Source organism: Saccharothrix syringae (assembly GCF_009498035.1).
GTDB lineage: Bacteria > Actinomycetota > Actinomycetes > Mycobacteriales > Pseudonocardiaceae > Actinosynnema > Actinosynnema syringae.
In genome coordinates this window covers 2425783-2445350 of sequence record NZ_CP034550.1, presented here as the reverse complement: position 1 = coordinate 2445350, position 19568 = coordinate 2425783, and the positions used below count along the sequence as shown (strand labels likewise).

Genomic DNA, 19568 nt, shown 5'->3' with positions numbered 1-19568 from the left:
CGGCGGCGCGGGCACCGTTACCGCGAGCCCGACACCGGTAACGGTCACCGCCCGTGACCGATATCCGGGGCATGTACGTAGCGTCCGCCCGACCGCGCGACCGGGTCAGGGGCAAGGTCCCGGGCACCGTGGTCGCCCTGGGCGCGGTGAGCCTGCTGACCGACGTGTCGGCCGAGATGGTGACCGCGTTCATGCCCGTCTACCTGCTGTTCTCGCTCAACATGAGCTACGCCCAGTTCGGTTTCCTCGACGGGCTCTACACCGGCGCCACCGCGGTGCTGCGGCTCGTCGGCGGGCACCTGTCCGACCGCACGAGGCGGCACAAGGCGGTCGCCGCGGCCGGTTACGGGCTGTCGGCGGTGACGAAGCTCATCTTCCCGGTGGTCGGCGCGTCGGCGTTCGGGATCGGCGCGACGCTGGCCGCCGACCGCGCGGGCAAGGGCCTGCGCACCGCGCCGCGCGACGCGCTGATCTCGCTGGCCACGCCGCCGGAGCGGCTGGGCGCGGCGTTCGGCGTGCACCGCACCATGGACACCGTCGGCGCGCTGCTCGGGCCGCTGGTGACGTTCCTGCTGCTGTACTGGATCGGCGTGGTCGCCGGGCCGGTGTTCGTGGTCAGCGGCTGCTTCGCGGTGGTGGGGTTGATCGTGCTGGCGGCGTTCGTGCGGGAGCACCCCGCGCCCGCGCCGTCGGGGCCGAAGCCGTCGGTGCGGGCCGGGTTGGCGCTGCTGCGCGGGACCGGGTACCGGCGGGTGGCGGTCGCCTCGGCGGTGCTGGGCCTGGCGACGCTGTCCGACGCGTTCGTGTTCGTCCTGGTGCAGGAGGCCACCGGCGCGCCGCTGAGCCTGCTCGCCCTGTTCCCGCTGGGCACCGCGCTGGTGTTCCTGCTGGCCGCCGCGCCCGCGGGCAGGCTGGCCGACCGGGTCGGCCGGTGGCCGGTGTTCCTGGGCGGGCACGTGCTGCTGCTCGGCGTCTACGCGCTGCTGCTGCTGGCCCCCGGCACCGGCTACTGGGGCGCGGGCGCGGCGCTGCTGCTGCACGGCCTGTTCTACGCCGCCACCGACGGCGTGCTGTCCGCGCGGGTGAGCGCGCTGGTGCCGGAGACGCTGCGGGCGTCGGGCCTGGCCGTCGTGCAGACCGGCCAGGCCCTCGCCCGGTTCGCGTCCTCGGTGGCGTTCGGCTTCCTGCTCCAGTACGCCGCCTTCGGCACCGCCGTCCACGCCGCCATCGGCTCCCTGCTGGTCGCCGTGCTGGCCGCGTGGTGGCTCACCGCCCGGGGAAGCGCCCCCCACGGGGATGCCTCCCCGGGCAGTGGCTCACCGGGCGGTGGCTCACAGCAGGCTCAGGACGACGCCGCCGTGGGCGGCTGACGTGCCGTGGGCGGTGTCGCCGGCGAACCCGGCGGTGTAGCCCCGCAGCAGGGTGGCCAGGCCGACCACCAGCGGCACGTTCGCGTCGCACGTCGCCTTGCCCGTGGCGCCGGTGGTGGCGGTGCACAGCGGGTGGCCCTTGACGGTGCGGAACGACACCTGCTCGCCGACCACCGGGCGGCCGGTGTGCGACTCGACCAGGGTGGCGTCCAGGCCGCGCAGCTGGAAGTACAGCAGGCGGGTCTGGAGCTGCGCGTACCCCGCGGTGAGCTTCGTCGGCGCGGGCGGCACCGCGTGGATCGCGATGCCCACCGGGTTCTCGCCCACCGGCACGGTGTCGACCACGGCCAGCGTCGCGGTGTCCACGACGGACACCGTGCCGCTGTTGAAGTTCGTCACGTACGCGCGGGCGCCGTCCGGGGTGAGGGCGACGCCGACGGGCCTGCTGCCCACCGGGACCTGCGCGACGTGGGTCAGCGCGGTGACGTCCACCACGGACAGCGTGTGGTTCTCGCTGTTGGTGACGTACGCGCGGGCCCCGTCGGGCGAGATCGCGATGCCGTGCGGGATGAAGCTGACCGGGATGGTGCCGATCACGGCGTTGGTCGCGGTGCTCACCACGGCCACGTTGTTGGAGAGCTTGTTGACCACCAGCAGCTTCGCGCCGTCCGGGGTCACCGCCACCGCGGTCGGCGTGCTGCCGGTGGCGACCTCGGCGACCTCGGTGTTGGTCGCGGTGTCCACCACGGACACCGTGCCGGGGCCGACCACGTCGTGCGCCACGTACAACCGGGAGCCGTCCGGGCTGATCGCCACGCCGTCGGCGTTCGGGCCGACCGGGATGGTCTCGGTGGCGGTCAGCGTGGCCGCGTCCACCACGGACACCGTGCCCGCCCGGTAGTTCGACACGTACACGTGGCCGCCGTCGGGCGCGACCACCACGCCCGCCGGGCCGTCGCCGACCGGCACCGCCGCGTCCACGGTGTTGGTCGGCGTGTCGATGACGGTCAGCGTGTTGTCGCGGACGTTGGTCACGTAGCCGCGCGCGCCGTCGAACGCCACGCCCACGCCGTAGGGCGAGCCGGCGGTGGAGTCGCCGATCGTGCTGGTGACCGCGTCGGTGGCGGTGTCCAGCACGGACACCCCACCGCCGTTGTTGGCCACGTACCCGAGCACCCGGGTGGGCTCGGCGTTCGCGGTGGCGGTCGGCACGAGCAGCAGCGCCGCCCCCACCGCCGCGGCGCCGCCGGTCGCGGTCGCCTTGCGGATGAATCTGTGCACCATCGGCCTCCGGGGGTGGGCGTCGACTGGGGTCCCGCACTGCCCCAATCGCGCCCTGCCGCCGGCCCGTTAGCCGCAACCGCCCGAAGGCCGCGGTCTGCCCGGAAGTACGCCCGTCAGAACCGGTAGACGTGCACCTGGTACGGCTTGAAGTCGTCCACGATCTTCCCGTTCACGATCGGCACGGTGCGGTCCTCGTCGACCACGGTCGCCCGACCGGAGCGCACCGGCACGCTCAGCTCGACCTTCGCCGGGAGGCTCTTGGGGTTCTCCTTGTTCCCGTCGGTCTGCGCGAGCACCCACCGCTGCCCGTCGAGCTGCTTGTGCAGCACGGCGACCGGAATGCCGTTGTCGCTGCGGGCCGCCACGCCCGACAGGCTGGGCGAGTTGAGCACCGGCGCGAGCGCCTTGAGCCGCGCGTTCACCGCGGTCACCCGGGCGGTGATCTCCGGGCGGGTCAGCACGCTGGAGTACTCGCCCTTGCCGTCGGTGTAGAAGCTGTGCGCGAAGTAGTTGATGCCGGTCGCGCCGTGCAGGACGGTGTTCCACACCGCCGACTCCAGCTGGTCGGCGTCGATGATTTCGCCGTGCGTGTGCGGGTGGCCGGTCTCCACGAAGCCGTAGATCGGCTTGTCCGGGCCGCACCACTTGCGCATGGTGTCGATCACCTCGCCGTAGGCGTACGCGCCGACGGTGTGGTTGCGGTCGGGGTGGGTCCAGGCGTAGTAGTCGGCCGAGACGAGGTCCGCGGCCGAGCAGTACGTCCGCATGTCCTCCTCGTAGGACTTCTCGACGTGGCCGTACCCGATCTGGCCGGTCGGGGTGCCCATCCAGGGGCTGAAGTTGAGGTAGGTGGGCCGCGTCGGGTCCTTGGCGCGCACCTCGTTCGCGGCCTTGAGGATGGCCGAGGGCTGCATGTCGGGGTTGAACACGTCGCCGTAGACCTTGTTCATGTCCGGTTCGTCGGCGACCAGGTAGCCGACGTAGTTGCGCGCGTGCTCGGTGTCCTTGAGCACGGTGTCCAGGCGCACCGGGTCGACGTAGACCCGCCAGTCGGTCTCGTACAGGCCCTCCTGGCGGAGGTACCACCACTGGTCCTCCCACAGCCCGATGCCGGAGTCGACGCCGATGCGCGGGTAGGCGCGGCCCAGCTTCTCGCCGTTCTCGACCCCGGACGGGTCCTGCATCCAGACGTTGACCGGGAACACGGTCGGGTCGCCGGCGGGGTTGGGCCCGTTGGCCCACTTCTCGTAGTAGTCGACGGAGGGGCCGGGCAGGACGACCGGCTCGGCCGGCGGCCGGGGCCGGACCTCGGCCTCGGCCGTGCAGGCGGTCGTGAGGAGCAGCACCGCCAGTAATGCTCGCGGTCCGATCATGGTCGCGCTCCAGTTCAGTTGGGGGTTCCGGGGCGGCCGCGCGCGGCCAGTACCTGCTTGGCCTTCTCGAAGCCACCGGGGCCGAGGAGCCGCATCGCCGTCGTCTTGGCCAAGTATCTGGCCCCGTCACGCGCCACCCGCAAGGGATGTCCCACGAACCGGTCACGGGCGATCACCCGCCCGGCGGGCTCGGGCACGTCGTCCAGCGCCGCGCCGAAACGCGCCCGGTGCGGGACGGGTGACACCAGCCGGCCGCGCGTGCGGTTGCTCACGTTGCGCCCGTGCACCACCTGGAGCCAGCCGGGCGCGCCGCCCAGCGACAGCACCTCGGCGTGCCGGTGCAGGCGGTTGTGCCAGTCGGTCCAGCACGTCACCGGGTCGTCCCAGCCCTCCCGCATCGAGGCGAACGCGTTGTCCGGGTCGTGGTGCGCGTACAACCCGCCCGGGCTCTTGACCAGGCCGTTCGCCAGGTAGAGCGCGGTGCGGCGGCCGGTGGGGCGGGCCGCCTGGAGGCGGGCGACGAAGTCGGTGGCCAGGCCGTCGTCGTTGTCGAGGTTGGTGGTGATGAGGCCGTCGCCCCTGGTGGGGAAGAGCTTGGTGATGTCCTCCAGCAGCTCCTCGCGGCTCACCCGCGTGCGGAACACGGGCGTGTACGCGTCGCCGTGGGAGGCGATCCTGTCCTTGAGCCAGCCGGGGCTCTCCGGGTCGAAGTAGATGAGCCACCGGAAGTTCGCGCTGGTCTGCGCCGCCACCGAGGGCAGGCAGTACCGCTCGAACAGCCCGACGCGCTCGACCAACCACCCCTCCCGCGCCCGCACGACGCTCTCGGCGCCCACGGACGGCAGGTTGAAGCGCGTCAGAATGACGTGGTCCATCACAACCCCTTCCCGTTGTCCCGTACATCGGGATCCGGGGCGGACCGTTAACGATCCGGCACCGCGCGCGATGAGTAGGTCGTGACTGAGCCCTCGGCACGACCCACGGTCGACGTGGTCATACCCTGCTACAACTACGCGCGGTTCCTGCGGGCATGCGTGCGGAGCGTGCTCGACCAGCCCGGTGTGGACGTGCGGGTGCTGATCATCGACGACGCCTCCGGCGACGACACGCCCGAAGTGGTGGCCGAGCTCACCCGGGACCCGCGCGTCGAGGGCCGCCGCCACGAGGTGAACGCGGGTCACATCGCGACCTACAACGAGGGCCTGCTGGAGTGGGCCAAGGCCGACTACACCGTGCTGCTCTCCGCCGACGACCTGCTGGCCCCCGGCTGGCTGGCCCGGGCCGCGGGGGTGTTCGAGGCCAACCCCGGGGTCGGCATGGTCTACGGGCGGGTCGTGTACTACCGCGACCGCGAAGCGTTGCCGAAGGTGGTCGCGCCCCCGGCGGGCCGCACCGTGTGGTCCGGTGTGGACTGGATCGAGGCGCGCTGCCGCACCGGGCAGAACGTGCTGTCCTCGCCCGAGGCCGTGGTGCGCACGTCCGTGCAGCAGCGGGTCGGCGGCTACCGGCCCGACCTGCCGCACGCCGGCGACCTGGAGATGTGGATGCGCATCGCCGCGGTGTCCGACGTCGGCTACGTGCGCGGCGAGCCCGCCGCGTACTACCGCGTGCACCAGCAGAGCATGATGCGCACCCGGTTCTCGTCGCTGTTCGCCGACCTGGAGCAGCGGCAGGCCGTGTTCGACCTGTTCTTCCGCGAGCACCCCGACCTGCCGCCGCGGCTGCGCGAGCTGGCCAACCGGTCCATCGCCAGGGACGCGCTGTGGCGCGCGGTCCGCGCCTACGACCGCGACCAGCTCGCCGAGATCCCGGTGGACGAGCTGGAGGACTTCGCCCGCCGCGTCTACCCCGCCACCGCCCGGCTGCCCGAGCACCGGGCGCTGCGGCGGCGGCGCGCCCTGGGGCCGAAGGTGTGCAGCCGGACCCAGGTGTTCGTCGGGTCGCACCTGGTCAAGCGGGGGCGCGGCCTGGTGGGCAAGCAGATCTGGAAGTGGCGCGGCCAGTGACCGCCGGCCTGGAGCGCAAGGTCACCTCGGCGATCAGGTGGAGCGCCGTCAACAGCCTCCTGCAGCGGTTGGGGCAGGTCGGCGTGGGCGTGCTCGTCGCCCGGCTGGTCGCGCCCGAGCAGTTCGGCGTGTTCGCCGTCGCGCTGGTGGTGCTCAACATCGTGCTCAGCGTGAGCGAGATGGGCGTGAGCGTCGCCCTGGTGCGCAGCGACAAGCCGGTGGCGGAGCTGGCGCCGACGGTGACCACCCTGTCGATCGCCTCCGGCGCCCTGCTGTGCCTGGTGTGCGTGGTCGGCGCGCCGTGGTTCGCCGGCGCCATGGGCACGCCGCAGGCCACCGGCGTGATCCAGCTCATGTCGGTGTCGCTGGTGGTGGCGGGCGCGTCGGCGGTGCCGGGCGCGCTGCTCCAGCGCGAGTTCCGGCAGAACCACAAGTTCGTGGCGGACACCTCCGCGTTCGTGGTCGGCACGACCGTCGTGGTGGTGCTGGCCGTGCTCGGGTTCGGCGCCTGGAGCCTGGCGTGGTCGCGGATCGCGACCAACCTCGTGTCGGCCGGGGTGATGTTCGCCTACACCGAGCAGCGCTACCGGCCCGGGTTCGACGCCCGGCAGGCGCGGGAGCTGCTCGCGTTCGGCCTGCCGCTGGCCGGGGCCAGCCTGCTGGTGTTCGGCGTGCTCAACGTCGACCAGATCGTGGTCGGCAGCGTGCTGGGCACCGTGCCGCTGGGGTACTACCTGCTGGCGTTCAACCTGGCCAACTGGCCGGTGGCGGCGTTCTCGCAACCGGTGCGCAGCGTCTCGCTGGCGGCGTTCTCGCAGGTCAGGAACGACCCGGCGGTGTTCACGCGGACGTTCGCCCGCGCGCTGCGGCTGCTGTCGCTGGCCACCGTGCCCGCGTGCGTGCTGCTGGCCGTGCTGGCCGACCCGCTGGTCCGGGTCGTCTACGGCGAGCGGTGGGCGCCCGCGGCGCAGGCGCTGGCGCTGCTGGTGCTGCTGGGCGCGCTGCGCGTGGCGCTGGAGCTGGGGTACGACTACCTGGCCAGCGCCGGGCGGTCGCGCGCCATCCTGGTCATCCACCTGGTGTGGCTGGTCGCGCTGGTGCCGCTGCTCGCGCTGGGCGCGCACGTGGACGGCATCCGGGGTGTGGCCGCGGCGCAGAGCGTGGTCGTGCTGGTGTTCATCGTGCCCGCGTACCTGGTGGCGTTCCGGCCCTACGGGGTGCGGGCGCGCGACCTGGGTGCCGCCGTGGCGCGCCCGGTGCTCGGCGGCGCGGTGATGGTCGCGGTCGCGGTGGGCGTGCAGGAACTGGTCGCGGACCCGCTGTTGCGGTTGCTGGTGGGCGGCGCGGCCGCGTCGCTGGCCTACGCCGCCGTCGTCTTCCCCCTGCGCCACGAGGTGCTGGGGCTGCTGAGGAGGAGCAACGCGTGAGGGTCGTCCAGCAGTTGCAGCGCCGCGCGCACCAGGTCTCGCGCATCGTGCGCGACCAGGGGGTGCGAGGGCTCGGCGCCCGCGCGCTGCACACCGCCGCACGCCGGTTCGGCGCGGACGCCGAGGTGTTCCCGGTGCGGCTGGAGGACGTGCGGGCCGCGGACCTCGGCGCGCCGCGGCCGGTGGTCGTGCCGCCCGTGCCCGCGGACGGCCGGCTGACCGTGAACTGGATCAGCACGCCGCCCGCGCCCGGCTCCGGCGGGCACACCACCATGTTCCGGCTGGTCGAGCACCTGGAGTCGCTGGGGCACACCTGCCGGCTGTACCTGTACGACGTGTACGGCAGCCGGGCGGTGGACCACGAGCCGGGCATCCGGTCGGCGTACCCGGGGTTCCGCGGGCCGGTGCTCGACGTGCTGGACGGGATGGCCGACGCGCACGCCGTGTTCGCCACCGCGTGGATGACCGCCTACCCGGCGTTCAACGACCCGTGCGCGGGGAAGCGGTTCTACCTCGTGCAGGACTACGAGCCGTGGTTCTTCCCGGTGGGCGGGCTGTCCGCGCTGGCGGAGAACACCTACCGGATGGGCTTCCACGGCTTCACCGCCGGCCGCTTCCTGGCCGACAAGCTGCGGACCGAGCTGGGCATGGCCGCCGACCACTTCGACTTCGGCTGCGACGCGGACCGGTACCACGTGCGGGCGGGCGTGCCGCGGGACGGCGTGGTGTTCTACGCCAGGCGGCTGGCGCCCCGCCGGGCGATCGAGATCGGCCTGCTGGCCCTGGAGATCTTCGCCGCGAAGCACCCCGACCTGCACATCCACACCTACGGCGAGAAGATCGGCTCGCTCGGGCCCCGGCACGTCGACCACGGCCTGGTCACCCCCGACCGGCTCAACGACATCTACAACCGGTCCTACGCCGGCCTGACCCTGTCGATGACCAACGTGTCCCTGGTGCCGCACGAGATGCTGGCCGCGGGCTGCATCCCGGTCGTGAACGACGCCGCGCACAACCGCGTCGTGCTGGACAACAACTACGTGCGCTACGCCCCCGCCACCCCGCACGACCTGGCCCGCGCACTGTCCGAAGTGGTCACCACGCCCGACTTCGCCGCCCTCTCCCGCACCGCCTCCACCAGCGTCTCCTCCCGCTCCTGGGACGCCGCGGGCCACGAGCTGGAAAAACTCCTCCGCCGCTCCCTGGACCTCTGACCCCGCGCGAGTCCTCCACTCCGGCACCGCGAGTCCGCCACTCCGGCACCGCGAGTCCTCCACTCGGACACCGCGTGCCCGGTGGAGGACGCGCGGGATCAGGAGGTGCGCGTGGTCGCACCGCCGGTACACCGACGCCGACCGCGGTCGTGAACGGCTCAGCTCCAGGACGTTCCGGCCGGTCAGGGCATTCGCGGCGATCGACTTGTTCGGCTCGGCGCAGGTGCCGAACACCGGCACGTCGTGCAACGTCGTCACGTGGTCGACTCGGCGACCGCACCTGGAGGTTCGCGCACGCCGCGGTCGTCGTGGCGGTCGCGCCCCCGGCCCGGGTGTCGGCGGGCGGGCAGCGGACGGTGCCGAGCAGCGCGTCGGCCACCACGGCCTGCCCCTCGCGGACCGCGGGCACGAAGCGGCCCGCCCGGGGCGCGGTCACGGCGGCCGGGTCGTGCGCCTCCACCACGCCCTCCAGCCGGACGGTCTGGTAGATGTCGCGGTTCTCGACGCGCACGGTCGCGGCGGGCGGCCTGGTGCCGACCGCCGCGGTCCCGCCGCCGGATCGCCCGGCGAGGTGCACGACGCGGCCAGCAGCGCGCGGGCGGATCACCGCGTGAAGCCCTTGTCGCAGTCGTTGGCGGTGATGAACTGGCGCGGTCGCCACGGCTTGGTGTCGTCGACCAGCTGGAGCGTCCAGGCGCAGGTGTTCCAGATCGTCACCATGCTCTGGGCGTCGGCCGCGGAGTAGGCGGTGTCGGCCGCGCCGGCGGCCATGAAGTCCCGGATGCGCTCGGCCAGCTGGGTGACGCGGGCGTGCGCCTCCCGGCTGGTCGACGCCCGCGGCGTCCTGGCCGGGGACCGATCCCCCGGTTTCACCGGGCGCCTGCCGCGAACACCCGGTGATCGTCGTCGCGAAAATCGCCGCGATGACCGTGACCGCTTTCTTCGAGCACATTCCACCGACCTTCCTCGACCGTTTTCCCAAAGCGTTCGGGCGCGACACTCGCCTTCCGGGTCGGGCGAAGTTGTGGTTCCAGCAGGTGTAGCCGTTGAACGAGCCGGTCGAGGTGTAGCCGCCGTACTGGATGTGCGGACCCGTGCACGCTGGAGTCCGAGCACTTCGACCAGCGCATGTCGACGGCGATCCCGGACGTCACGTCGAACGCGAAGTCGTCACCGCCGCGGCTCCGGGTGTAGCTCGTGCCGCCGGTGGTGAAGTCCCGGATGCTCGTGGCGTTGCCACCGGTGCAGAAGGAGTTGGCCGAGGCGGAACTGATCGCCGGTACCCGCGGTTTCACGCGCCCGCCGAATTTCGCGAAGTTGTCGGGTTCCCTTCCCCCTGGACGCAAGTGTCCTTTTGGCGGAGCGGTCGCGCAGGTCACGACCGCGCGGGGTGCCGGAGTGGAGGACACGCGGTGTCCGGGTGGAGGACACGCGCGGGGTCAGGCCGGGGAGGGGCTGGTGGCGTCGGGGATCAGGAGCTGGGCCTGGGCGGAGCCGTCGGCGGGGACGAGGTGGATGGCGGGCTGCCTGGCGTCCTTGGGCACGGCGGCGAAGGCCAGGCGGGTGCCGTCCAGCCAGGTGGCCTGGTCGTCGACGCCCGCGGTGCCGGGGAGGCGCCGCTCCTCGCCGGTGGCCAGGTCGAGCACTGCCAAATCCCAGGGGCCCAGGCGGCCGATGCGCTTCTTGTAGGCGATCTTGGTGCCGTCCGGGGAGAGGGACGGGCACTCGGCGTCGCGGCGCAGCGAGCGGAGGGTGCGGGACCGGAGGTCGCCCTGGACGAGCCAGGTGAAGCCGCCGGAGGCGAGGGTGGCGTAGAACGTGCGGTCGTCCGCCCCGACGGTCAGGCCCCAGTAGTTGGTGTCCTCCGCGCCGTGCGGCCGGCCCTCGACGTCGGCCGTGAAGCCCTCCAGGGTCTCCACCACCTCGTCGGTGCGCAGGTCCAGGAACCCGGTGCGGGTGGAGAAGCCGCCCGGCACCGCGTAGGAGTCGCCCGTCACGAACGACGTCCAGCTGACCACCTGGCCGGACGCGGACACCTTGGCCCGGCTGGGGATGCCCGGCAGCGGGACGGTCCGCACCACGGCGCCGTCGCGCGACACCTCCGCCGCGTAGGTGGGCCCGGGACCGGAGAGCTTCAGGCACACCTCGGTGCCGGCCGCCCGGTAGAACCGCTGGCACGTCCGGTCGGTGGCGCCGGGCGAACCGGGGTCGGCCAGGCTCACCTGCTCGACCCGCGACCGGCCGTCGGCCAGCTCCACGTACAGCAGGTCGCCCTGGGCCGCCGCGGCGGCGGGCGCCACCGGCGGCACGTCGCGGGCGACCGCCAGCACGTAGACCGCGCCCGCCACGACGACCAGTACGATGGCGGCGACGGCGAGCACGGTGCGCCGGGAGCCCAAATCCATCACCACCTGTAACGAGAAGGCGCGAGTCGGCCGATTTCAGGGTAACAACACCCTTGCGCACCTCTACGCAGGGTAAATGCGGATCGGGGAACGGATGGACTTCTGGGGCGCGCTTCGTGTCCTGCGGCGGCGGTGGTACATCGCCCTGCCGTCGGCCCTCCTGGCGGTGGGCGTGGCGGCGGGCGTGTTCGTGTCGATCCCGACCCGCTACGAGTCCACCGGTGTGGTGGTGTTCACCTCGCCGTCGGCCGGCGGCACCTTCTCGGAGAACGTCTCGCCCGAGGAAGCGGTCAGGATCAACCCGCTGCTGGCCTTCGACGGCAGCCTGTCGACCACCTCGCAGATCATCGCCCAGATCCTCGCGGACCCCAAGACCCGCGAGAACCTGGGCATCACCAAGGGCTCGACCGCGAACTTCACCGCCTCCGGCGGCGGGCAGAACGGCCCGTTCCTGTTCGTGGTGACCGACTGCGAGTCACCGGACGAGGCCGAGAAGCTGGTCACCACGGTGCTCGACTTCGCCCGCTCGGAGCTGGAGCAGCAGCAGCGCAAGCTCAACGCGCCGGAGCCGACGTTCATCACCTCGCAGGTGATCGTCAACCCGACCACGGCGGAGGCGCAGATCGGCGGCAAGGTCCGGTACGCGGGTGCCGGTTTCGTGCTGATGATGCTGTTCACCCTCGCCGTGACGTTCGCCTCGGACAGCGTGATGGGCAGGCTCAAGCGCCGCCGCGAGGCCGCCGGGAACGCCGCGGGCACCCCCGACGACGAGGACGACAAGAGCGGCGGCGCGGCCGAGGCGCCGAAGGCGGACGAGGCGGCCCCCGAGACCCGCCCGGCACCGCAGGGCCAGGCGCAGAACCAGAACCAGACGCAGAACCAGACGCAGAACCAGGCACCGCGCCAGAACACGCCCCAGAACGGGCCCCAGAACGCCTCTCAGGGCCCGCAGGGGGCGCCGGGACAGGCACAGCAGGGCACCCAGGGCGCGGCGCCGAGGCCCCCGGTCAACGGGCAGCCCCGCAGGCCCGACCAGCCCGGCGCGCCCGCCCAGCGGCCGCCCGCGCGCAGGCCGGTCACGGCCAGCGAGCAGACCGTCAAGGTGCAGCCGACGGCCAGCGAGAAGACCGTGAAGATCGCCGCCGTCGGGCAGCCGGACCAGCCCAAGCCCGGCGCCCCGAGCTGGCCCGCGCACGAAGACCCCCGGTGAGATGAGCGCCCCGACCCGCGTGCGGCAACGCGCGGACGGCGCCACGCTCGTCTGCGCCTACCTGCTGGCGCTGCTGGTGATCCCGGCCCGGCTGGTGCTGTCGTTCGTGCCGATGACCCTGCCGCCCGCCCTGGTGGTGGCGCTGCTGCTGGGCGTGCTGTCGCTGTCCGCCCACATGGTGGACAGCCTCGGCATGGGCAAGGGCCGCAACGCGCTGCGCACCGCCGTGCTGATCTACCTGGCCATGCACCTGGCCACCTACGCCGTGGCCACGCGCCGCTGGCTGCCCACCGACGAGCTGACCGTGGCCGACAGCAGCATGGTGCGCATCGTGGCCACCATCAGCGTGGCGATCTTCGCCTGCGACGCCATCCGCACCCGCGAGCGCCTGGACAAGGTGCTCAAGCTGATCCTGGTGTGCTCGGCGATGATCGCGTTCGTGGGCCTGGTGCAGTTCGGCGCCGGCGTCGACCTGGCCTCCTACGTGAGCCTGCCCGGCCTGCGCGTCCAGGAGAACGCCTACTCGGCGATGGAGAGCCGGTCGATCTTCCGCCGGCCCACCGGCACCACGAACCACCCCATCGAGTACGGCCTGGTGTGCGCGATGGCGGTGCCGCTGGGCGTGCACTACGTGTTCCGCTCCCGCGACGAGGGCACGCCGCAGGTGCGCTGGTGGCTGTGCCTGGCCCTGGTGGGCCTGGGCGGGCTGACCGCGCTGTCGCGCACCGCGATCCTCGGCATGACCGTGTCGGTCGTCGTGCTGGTGCTCACGCTCCCCCGCCGCCGCCGGATGACCGTGGCGGTGCTGGGCGTCGTGTTCTTCCTCGGCGCGAGCCTGACCGTGCCGGGCCTGTTCGGCACGATCCGCGGCATGTTCGCCAACATCGAGGACGACCCGAGCGTCAAGGCGCGCACCGCGGACTACGAGGCGGCGGCGGACCAGATCGACCTGAACCCGCTGCTGGGCCGGGGTTTCGGCACGTTCCTGCCGACGAAGTACACGATCCTGGACAACCAGTTCCTGCTGACCCTGATCGAGAACGGCTACCTGGGCCTGTTCGCGCTGATCGGGATGTTCCTGGCGGCCTGCTACGCGACCGTGCGCACGCGCCTGGTCAGCGGGGACGAGGCGTTGAAGGGCCTGGCGAGCTGCCTGCTGGCGGCCGTGCTGGTCGGCGGCATCGCCTCGGCGACGTTCGACCTGCTGAGCTTCGGCGTGGCGACCGGCATGGTGTTCACCATGGTCGGCCTGTCCGGCGCGGCGCTGCGCATCGCCCTGGCCGAGCGGCGGGGCGGGGCGCGCGACCCCGGTCAGGGCGAGGGCGGTCAGGGCGAGGGCGCCAAGCCCCTGTCGCCCTCGGTGTAGCGGTACCGGCTGCCGACGAGGGGACCGGGCACCGGCCGCGGCCCTCGGGTGACCAGGGCGCTCGGGCCGGCGTGACCTACGGGAACAGCGGCATCTCCCGTTGCCTTCTTCGTGGTTCCTGATCAAGGAGCTGTGGTCGCCGGGTCGGGCATGACGTGCGCCTCCGGTCGAACGCATGATCCGGGGGTGGTGTCACCGGACCCGGTGGCATCGCCGGACCGCCGACAGGGACACGGCCACCTTCGGGCAGGTCTCGTCGTAACGTGGCCGCCGGCCGACGATGCCCGACCCGCGACCACCCGGCACGAGACGGAAGAACCCCAGCATGACCAGCGGCTACCAGGTGTTCCTCGGCCTGGACGTGGGCAAGGGCGAACACCACGCCGTCGCCCTGGACGCCACCGGCAAACGCCTGCACGACGCACCGCTGCCCGTCACGGCCGCCCGCGCCCTCGGGCACCAGGTCGCCTACCTGCCCGGCCTGGCCATGTGCCGCATCGCCGACCTCCACCCCGGCAACGCCAAGACCGACGCCCGCGACGCCCACGCCACCGCCCACGCACCCCGCATGGACGCCAGGCTGGTCGAACAGACCGTGACCGTTCCCGGCACCACGGCCGCCGACACCGTGCTGCCCAGGCTCGCCGACAGCCTCAAAACCGTGCTCCATCAACGAAAGGCCATCACGGGCGAGGTCGAAGGGATGCCTGATGCGCACCCTCTCGCCGAGGTCCTGACCCCGATGCCCGGCACCGGGGTCTCCGACCGCCGCCCGCATCCTGCTCGAAGTCGGCGACGCCTCCGGCTTCGCCGGCTCCGCCCACCCGGCCGCCTACGCCGCCCTGATCCGCCTGGCCCGACGACGCTGCGACGTCCTGCCATGCTCCGCACCAAAACCCACTACCGACACCCCGAGGCCGCTGCCACCGGTGAACCGGTGGCAGCGGCCTCGGCGTTCACGGAACAGCCGTCACCCGGTCGTGAACACCACGTCGACCCAGTAGTTGCTGCCCGCGTAGGACTGCCCGGGGAAGCCCGGCCCGGCCTTGTAAAGACCGTTCAGCATGCCCTCCGCGGACGCCGGCGCGCTCAGCGGCGGGCTGGTCACCGAGTTGCCCATGAAGTAACCCGTGTCCACCGAGTAGTGGCCGTTGGGCGCGTAGTAGGACGCCACGTAGGTCGTGCCCGCGTCGACCTGCACCGGCTGGTCGAACACCAGCGTCTGCCAGCCGCTCGCGGTCTCGCCCTGGAACGTGCCGGTGGCCAGCTGCTGCCCACCGGCCGACCACAGCGTGCCGGTGTGCGTGCCGGTGTTGGCCGCGCCCTTGTAGAACCTGATGCCGGTGACCGCGCCGTTGGCCGAGGGCACGAACCGCACGCCCAGCTCGTAGGCGTCGGTCTCCCCCGAGGACACCTCCGTCGGCACGGTGGCCGCGCTGAACAGCGAGCACGGGCAGTTGCCCGCGGTCGTCGTGGTGAACGACCACGTCGTCGGCGCCGTCATCACGTTGCCGTAGACGTCGGCGACGCGCAGGCTCGCCGTGTAGGTCGTGCCGCCGCCCAGCGGTGCCGCGGGGGTCCACGTCACCTGCTGCTGGTTGGCCGACAGCGCCAGCGTGCCCGCCAGCTTCGCGCCGCCCTGGTCGACGAGGGTGAACTGCGCCGACGCGAGGTCGACCGGCTCGTCGAAGGACGCGGTCAGCGGCGCGGTCCGCGACACCTGGGTGGCGCCGTCGAGCGGGGTGCGCCCGACGACCGCCGGCGGGGTGTTGTCGTCGTTGGGCAGGTACACCACGTCGACCCAGTAGTTGCCGCCCGCGTAGGAGTTCGTCGGGAAGCCCGTGCCGGACCGGAAGACGCCGTTGCCGCCGTTGGCCGCGGCGGGCGCGCTCAGCGGCCCGGAGGCCACCGAGTACCCGCTGAAGTACTCGCCGTCCACGGCGTACTTGCCGGTGGTCGTGGTGTAGGACGCGGTGTAGGTGACGCCCGACGACACGTACACCGGGTTGGCGAAGACCAGCGTCTGCCAGCCGCTCGCCGTCTCGTTCTGGAACGTCCCGGTGGCCAGCTGCTGGCCGCCGGCCGACCACAGCGTGCCGGTGTGCGTGCCGGTGTTGGCGGTGCCCTTGTAGAACTTCACGCCGGTGATCCGGCCGCCCGCGGTCGGGGTGAACCGGACGCCCAGCTCGTAGGTGCCCGAGTCGGCGGCCGACTGCACCGTCGGCACGGTGGCCGCGCTGAACAGCGTGCACGGGCAGATCGCGGTCGAGGTGGTGGTGAACGACCACGTCGCCGGTTCCGGCATCGGGTTGCCGTTGGCGTCGGCGATCAGCACGCTGGCCGTGTAGCGGGTGTTGGGCACCAGCCTGCCGCCCGGCGTCCAGGTGACCGTCTTCTGGTCGCCCGACAGCGAGATCGCGCCGCCCAGCTTCGCGCCGCGCGGGTCGGTCAGCCACACCTGCGCCGACGCCGGGTCGACCGGCTCGCTGAACGTCGTGGTCAGCGTGCCGGTCACGGCGACGTTCACCGCGTCCGGCGCGGGCGTCCGGTTGGTGATCGTCGGCGGCGTGGTGTCGCCGTTGAGGCCGTTGCGGTAGACGACGTCGACCCAGTAGTTCGTCGCGTTGTAGGTCGACTCGGGGAACCCGCCGCCCGCGCCGTAGCGGTAGACGCCGTTGGGGCCGTCCACGCCGTCGGCCAGCGCCCGGATGGCGCCGTAGCCCGCGCCCTGCCCGGAGAACCCGCCCGGGGTGACCGAGTAGTGGCCGTTGGGGGCGTAGTAGGACACGACGTAGGTGGTGTTGGCCTGGACGACGACCGGTGAGGCGAAGGTCAGCTTCTGCCAGCCGGTGGTGCTCTCGTTCTCGAACGTGCCGGTGGCCAGCAGCAGGCCGGTGGACGACCACAGGGTGCCGGTGTGCGTGCCGGTGTTGCCGGGTCCCTTGAAGAAGCGGATGCCCAGCACCTCGCCCTTGCCGTTGAACCGGACCTTGGTGCCGACCTCGGTGGGCGTGCCGTCGTCGGCCGCGTAGGCGGCGGGCCGCGCGAAGTCGTCCCAGATCGTGCACGGGCAGGCCGCGGGCCTGGTCGCGCCGGTGGTGAACGACCACGTCGACTGCGTGGTCTGGTTGCCCGCCGCGTCCGACACGCGCAGCGCCGCGGTGTAGGCGGTGTTCGGGGTCAGCGGCTGGGTCGGCGTGAAGGTGGCGGTGCGGTCCCCGTTGGACAGCGCCGTCGAGCCGGACACCGCGCCGCTCGGGCCGGTGACGGTGAACTGGGCGGAGCCGGGCGCGATCACCTCGTCGTAGGTGCCCGAGATCGACGGGGTGAGCGCGACGGTGCCCTCGCCGGCCAGCGGCGTGGTGGACACCAGCAGGGGCGCGCGCAGGTCGGGGCCGGGGTCCGGCGCCCACACCACGTCGACCCAGTAGTTGCTGCCCCAGTGCGACTGGGTCGGGAAGCCCGGGGAGCCGAAGCGGAACAGGCCGTTGGTGCCGTCCTCGCCGTTCTCGAGCCCGGTCATCGGCTCCAGCCGGCGGGGCTGTTCGAGGAAGTACTCCAGGTCGTAGGAGTAGTGGCCGTTGGGCGCGAAGTACGACACGACGTAGGTGGTGCCGCCGGTCACCTGCACCGGCTGGGCGAACACCAGCGTCTGCCAGCCGCTCGCGGTCTCGTTCTGGAACGTGCCGGTGGCCAGCTGCTGGCCGCTCGCCGACCACAGCGTGCCGGTGTGCGTGCCGGTGTTGCCCGCGCCCTTGTAGAACCGCACGCCGCGCACGTAGCCGTCGCTGTTCGCGCGCCACTTGACGCCCAGCTCCAGGGGCGAGGGGTCGCCGCTGTCGGCCACGCCCGGCTTGTCGGCGTCGGTCCACAGCCCGCACGGGCAGGTGCGCGCGTTCACGCCCGGGGTGGCCGTCACCGGGGCGGACAGGTTGAGCGAGTCGTCGACCGCGCGCACCCGCAGGCTCGCCGGGCCGGACTGGCTCGGTGTGTAGGTGTAGCTCCACGCGTTCTGGCCGGCCTGCCAGTTGGCCGGGTGCCAGCGCGTGCCGCCGTCGGTGGACACCTCGACGCCGGCGACCCGGCCGGCGGCGTCGGTGACCGTGCCGGAGAAGCTGTAGGCGGTGCCGACGGTCGAGGCGGGCGGCACGCTGGTGAACGCCACCACCGGCGCGGTGGCGTCGGTGCTCGCGCTCGCCTCGAACAGGTCGGACTGGCGGGTGGTGGGCTGCACGCCCATGTCGGCCAGGAAGTTGACCGTGGCCTGCTGCATCCTCCGGTCCGAGGTGGGCGTGTTGGTCAGGAACGCGTGCTCGTCGTCCACGCCCCAGGCCCACTGGACCGTGCCCGCGCCGAACACCAGGGAGCCGCTGGGGTGGCGGTAGTAGGTGATCGCGTGGGTCTTGGTGTCCGGGGTGTAGTAGTCGCCGTGGTTCTGCAGCACGTACGGGCCCTCGGACATGGTGACCGTGGTGCGGGAGAGCTGCGCCACGCCGGCGGGCTGGAAGCCGTTGTCCTCCACCGAGTTCCACTCGTAGCCCAGGGTGCCGGGCTCGAAGGTGTAGGTGGTGTTGGCGGCCATGTTCTGCAGGTCGGTGTGCCGCCAGAGCCGCATCTTGCCGTAGGCGGCGGGCACCTGGAGCGAGTCCTCGCGCCGGCCGTTGACGGTGAAGAGGTTGCCCAGCAGGGCGTTCTCGGGCCGGCCGCCGTCCTGGTCGGGGTAGCGCGGGTCGCGCCAGGTGCCGGTCCAGTCGGGCAGGCCGTCGCTCTGGGTGCCCTTGGTCTCCTTGTAGCAGGCCACCGTGCGCCAGTCGGTGTGGGAGGCGTCGATGGACTTCTCCCACCTGGTCTTCCAGAAGATCTCGTTGCCGGTCAGGAACGCCAGGTGCACGCCCGCGTCCCGGGCGGCCTCCACGTTGGCCCGCTGCTCGTTCGACCAGTACTCGTCGTGGCCCACGGCCATGAACACCTTGTGGTTCTTGATCAGGTGCCCGCGGCGGGCCGAGTCCACGTCGGTGGTGTAGCTCAGGTCGTAACCGTTGCGCTCCAGGAACCTCAACATCGGGTACTCGGCGTTGAAGATGAAGTTGTCGTCACCGTCACCGCCGGTGTACGGCCGGTTGTAGCTCACCTTGTACGCCTGACCGCCCTGACCGGGGCCGTCACCGAAGTACAGGCTGTTGCCGCCGTACCGGTTGTAGGCCACCCAGGTCGAGTCGGAGGTCTGGAACAGGATCTTCGACGTGCTGGTGTCGTCGCGGACGATGAACACGATCTCGTTCTCGGCGCCGGTGTCGTTGCGGTGCGCCCGCGCGTAGTACAGGCCGGAAACCGCGTCCAGCGGCACCTTCCAGCTCAGCGAGACCTCCCAGTTGCCGCAGTCGATCAGCGCGCTGCCGTCGGTGCCGCGCAGGCACGGGTCCTGGTTCTGGGCCTTCTCGCGGGTGATCCGCTCCTTGAAGTGGGCGCCGACGCCCTGGTACCAGCCCAGCCGGTAGATGTCGATGTAGTAGGACGAGGCGCTGGTCAGCATCTTGAAGTCGACCTGGTCGCCGGGGGCCGCGCTGATGTCCGTGGTGTAGCCCAGGATCGAGTCGTCCCGGTAGGTCACCTGCCAGTCCGGCGTGCCGGTCTTGGTGTTCTCGCACGCCACCTTGTTGACCACGGGCGCGTCGCACGGGGCGGCCGCCGCCTCGGGTGCCCGGAACACGCCGACGACCACGATGGTGGAGACCACCAGCGCCGTCACGACCAGTAGTCTCAGCAGGTACACCGCTAGCACGGGTCTGGCCCGGGTCGGGACGGCGGTCATGGGAATTCACCTCTCGGACAAAGCGGACGGCTACTGCGGGTAATCGCGCGGACACTACATCAACCAGCGGAGTGCTGTTGCTCCGATCGTCGCGGATCTCA

At 72.2% G+C, this 19568-nt stretch carries 13 protein-coding genes and 1 pseudogene; 7 read left to right on the top strand and 7 right to left on the bottom strand.

Annotated elements, in window-relative coordinates; translation table 11 throughout:
- Positions 1-71: 71 nt before the first annotated feature.
- On the top strand, positions 72-1370 hold the full coding sequence (locus EKG83_RS11510) for an MFS transporter (protein WP_084715808.1): 1299 nt from the start codon (positions 72-74) through the stop codon (positions 1368-1370).
- On the opposite strand, the gene EKG83_RS11505 is transcribed toward EKG83_RS11510, so the two are convergent.
- From EKG83_RS11505 to EKG83_RS11495, 3 genes are all read right to left on the bottom strand, one after another.
- Positions 1332-2654: a YVTN family beta-propeller repeat protein gene (locus EKG83_RS11505; protein ID WP_033427111.1), complete on the bottom strand. Its 1323-nt coding sequence runs from the start codon at positions 2652-2654 to the stop codon at positions 1332-1334. The two genes, EKG83_RS11510 and EKG83_RS11505, sit on opposite strands and share 39 nt — an antisense overlap.
- Before the next feature lie 113 nt (positions 2655-2767).
- Positions 2768-4027, bottom strand: coding sequence for a hypothetical protein (locus EKG83_RS11500; RefSeq protein ID WP_033427110.1), 1260 nt, complete (start codon positions 4025-4027; stop codon positions 2768-2770).
- 14 nt (positions 4028-4041) lie between these two features.
- A complete protein-coding gene (locus EKG83_RS11495) occupies positions 4042-4902 on the bottom strand; it encodes a glycosyltransferase (protein WP_033427109.1) in 861 nt (286 codons plus the stop codon).
- A gap of 81 nt (positions 4903-4983) precedes the next feature.
- Between EKG83_RS11495 and EKG83_RS11490 the strand changes: the two genes are divergently transcribed.
- The 3 genes from EKG83_RS11490 to EKG83_RS11480 are packed head-to-tail and all read left to right on the top strand — an operon-like array spanning position 4984 to position 8674.
- Entirely contained in the window at positions 4984-6033 is a 1050-nt protein-coding gene (locus tag EKG83_RS11490) for a glycosyltransferase family 2 protein (protein ID WP_033427108.1), read from the top strand.
- Complete coding sequence (locus EKG83_RS11485; protein WP_084715806.1) at positions 6018-7460, top strand: lipopolysaccharide biosynthesis protein; 1443 nt, start codon at positions 6018-6020, stop codon at positions 7458-7460. The genes EKG83_RS11490 and EKG83_RS11485 overlap by 16 nt, the downstream gene beginning before the upstream one ends.
- A complete protein-coding gene (locus tag EKG83_RS11480) occupies positions 7457-8674 on the top strand; it encodes a rhamnosyltransferase WsaF family glycosyltransferase (RefSeq protein ID WP_033427107.1) in 1218 nt (405 codons plus the stop codon). The genes EKG83_RS11485 and EKG83_RS11480 overlap by 4 nt, the downstream gene beginning before the upstream one ends.
- Positions 8675-9277: 603 nt before the next feature.
- Here the strand turns inward: EKG83_RS11480 and EKG83_RS11475 are convergent.
- The 3 genes from EKG83_RS11475 to EKG83_RS11465 are packed head-to-tail and all read right to left on the bottom strand — an operon-like array spanning position 9278 to position 11079.
- The gene (locus EKG83_RS11475; protein ID WP_033427105.1) at positions 9278-9547 is read right to left on the bottom strand and encodes a hypothetical protein; all 270 of its coding nucleotides are present in this window, start codon (positions 9545-9547) and stop codon (positions 9278-9280) included.
- On the bottom strand, positions 9544-10053 hold the full coding sequence (locus tag EKG83_RS11470) for a hypothetical protein (protein WP_153278023.1): 510 nt from the start codon (positions 10051-10053) through the stop codon (positions 9544-9546). Before EKG83_RS11470 ends, EKG83_RS11475 begins: the two co-directional genes overlap by 4 nt.
- A gap of 60 nt (positions 10054-10113) precedes the next feature.
- A complete protein-coding gene (locus tag EKG83_RS11465; RefSeq protein WP_033427312.1) occupies positions 10114-11079 on the bottom strand; it encodes a TolB family protein in 966 nt (321 codons plus the stop codon).
- 76 nt (positions 11080-11155) lie between these two features.
- On the opposite strand from EKG83_RS11465, the gene EKG83_RS11460 reads away from it, so the two are divergent.
- The 3 genes and pseudogenes from EKG83_RS11460 to EKG83_RS11450 form a co-directional block, all read left to right on the top strand.
- Positions 11156-12289 carry a hypothetical protein gene (locus tag EKG83_RS11460; RefSeq protein ID WP_153278022.1) on the top strand — a complete coding sequence of 378 codons (1134 nt, stop codon included), beginning with the start codon at positions 11156-11158 and terminating at the stop codon, positions 12287-12289.
- 1 nt (position 12290) lies between these two features.
- Positions 12291-13655 (top strand): O-antigen ligase family protein, encoded by a 1365-nt coding sequence (locus EKG83_RS11455; RefSeq protein WP_051764178.1) that lies wholly within the window; start codon positions 12291-12293, stop codon positions 13653-13655.
- Between the two features lie 325 nt (positions 13656-13980).
- Positions 13981-14518 (top strand): annotated as a pseudogene (locus EKG83_RS11450) (IS110 family transposase); the annotation flags it as partial.
- A gap of 107 nt (positions 14519-14625) precedes the next feature.
- Here EKG83_RS11450 and EKG83_RS11445 read toward each other — a convergent pair.
- Entirely contained in the window at positions 14626-19467 is a 4842-nt protein-coding gene (locus EKG83_RS11445) for a DUF4082 domain-containing protein (protein ID WP_153278021.1), read from the bottom strand.
- Between the last annotated feature and the right edge of the window lie 101 nt (positions 19468-19568).

What these genes read in the sequence shown, in the direction of transcription:
- EKG83_RS11510 (WP_084715808.1), top strand. Translation starts at nt 72, where the DNA reads ATGTACGTAGCGTCCGCCCGACCGCGCGACCGGGTCAGGGGCAAGGTC.
- EKG83_RS11505 (WP_033427111.1), bottom strand. Translation starts at nt 2,654, where the DNA reads ATGGTGCACAGATTCATCCGCAAGGCGACCGCGACCGGCGGCGCCGCG.
- EKG83_RS11500 (WP_033427110.1), bottom strand. Translation starts at nt 4,027, where the DNA reads ATGATCGGACCGCGAGCATTACTGGCGGTGCTGCTCCTCACGACCGCC.
- EKG83_RS11495 (WP_033427109.1), bottom strand. Translation starts at nt 4,902, where the DNA reads ATGGACCACGTCATTCTGACGCGCTTCAACCTGCCGTCCGTGGGCGCC.
- EKG83_RS11465 (WP_033427312.1), bottom strand. Translation starts at nt 11,079, where the DNA reads ATGGATTTGGGCTCCCGGCGCACCGTGCTCGCCGTCGCCGCCATCGTA.
- EKG83_RS11460 (WP_153278022.1), top strand. Translation starts at nt 11,156, where the DNA reads ATGCGGATCGGGGAACGGATGGACTTCTGGGGCGCGCTTCGTGTCCTG.
- EKG83_RS11455 (WP_051764178.1), top strand. Translation starts at nt 12,291, where the DNA reads ATGAGCGCCCCGACCCGCGTGCGGCAACGCGCGGACGGCGCCACGCTC.
- EKG83_RS11445 (WP_153278021.1), bottom strand. Translation starts at nt 19,467, where the DNA reads ATGACCGCCGTCCCGACCCGGGCCAGACCCGTGCTAGCGGTGTACCTG.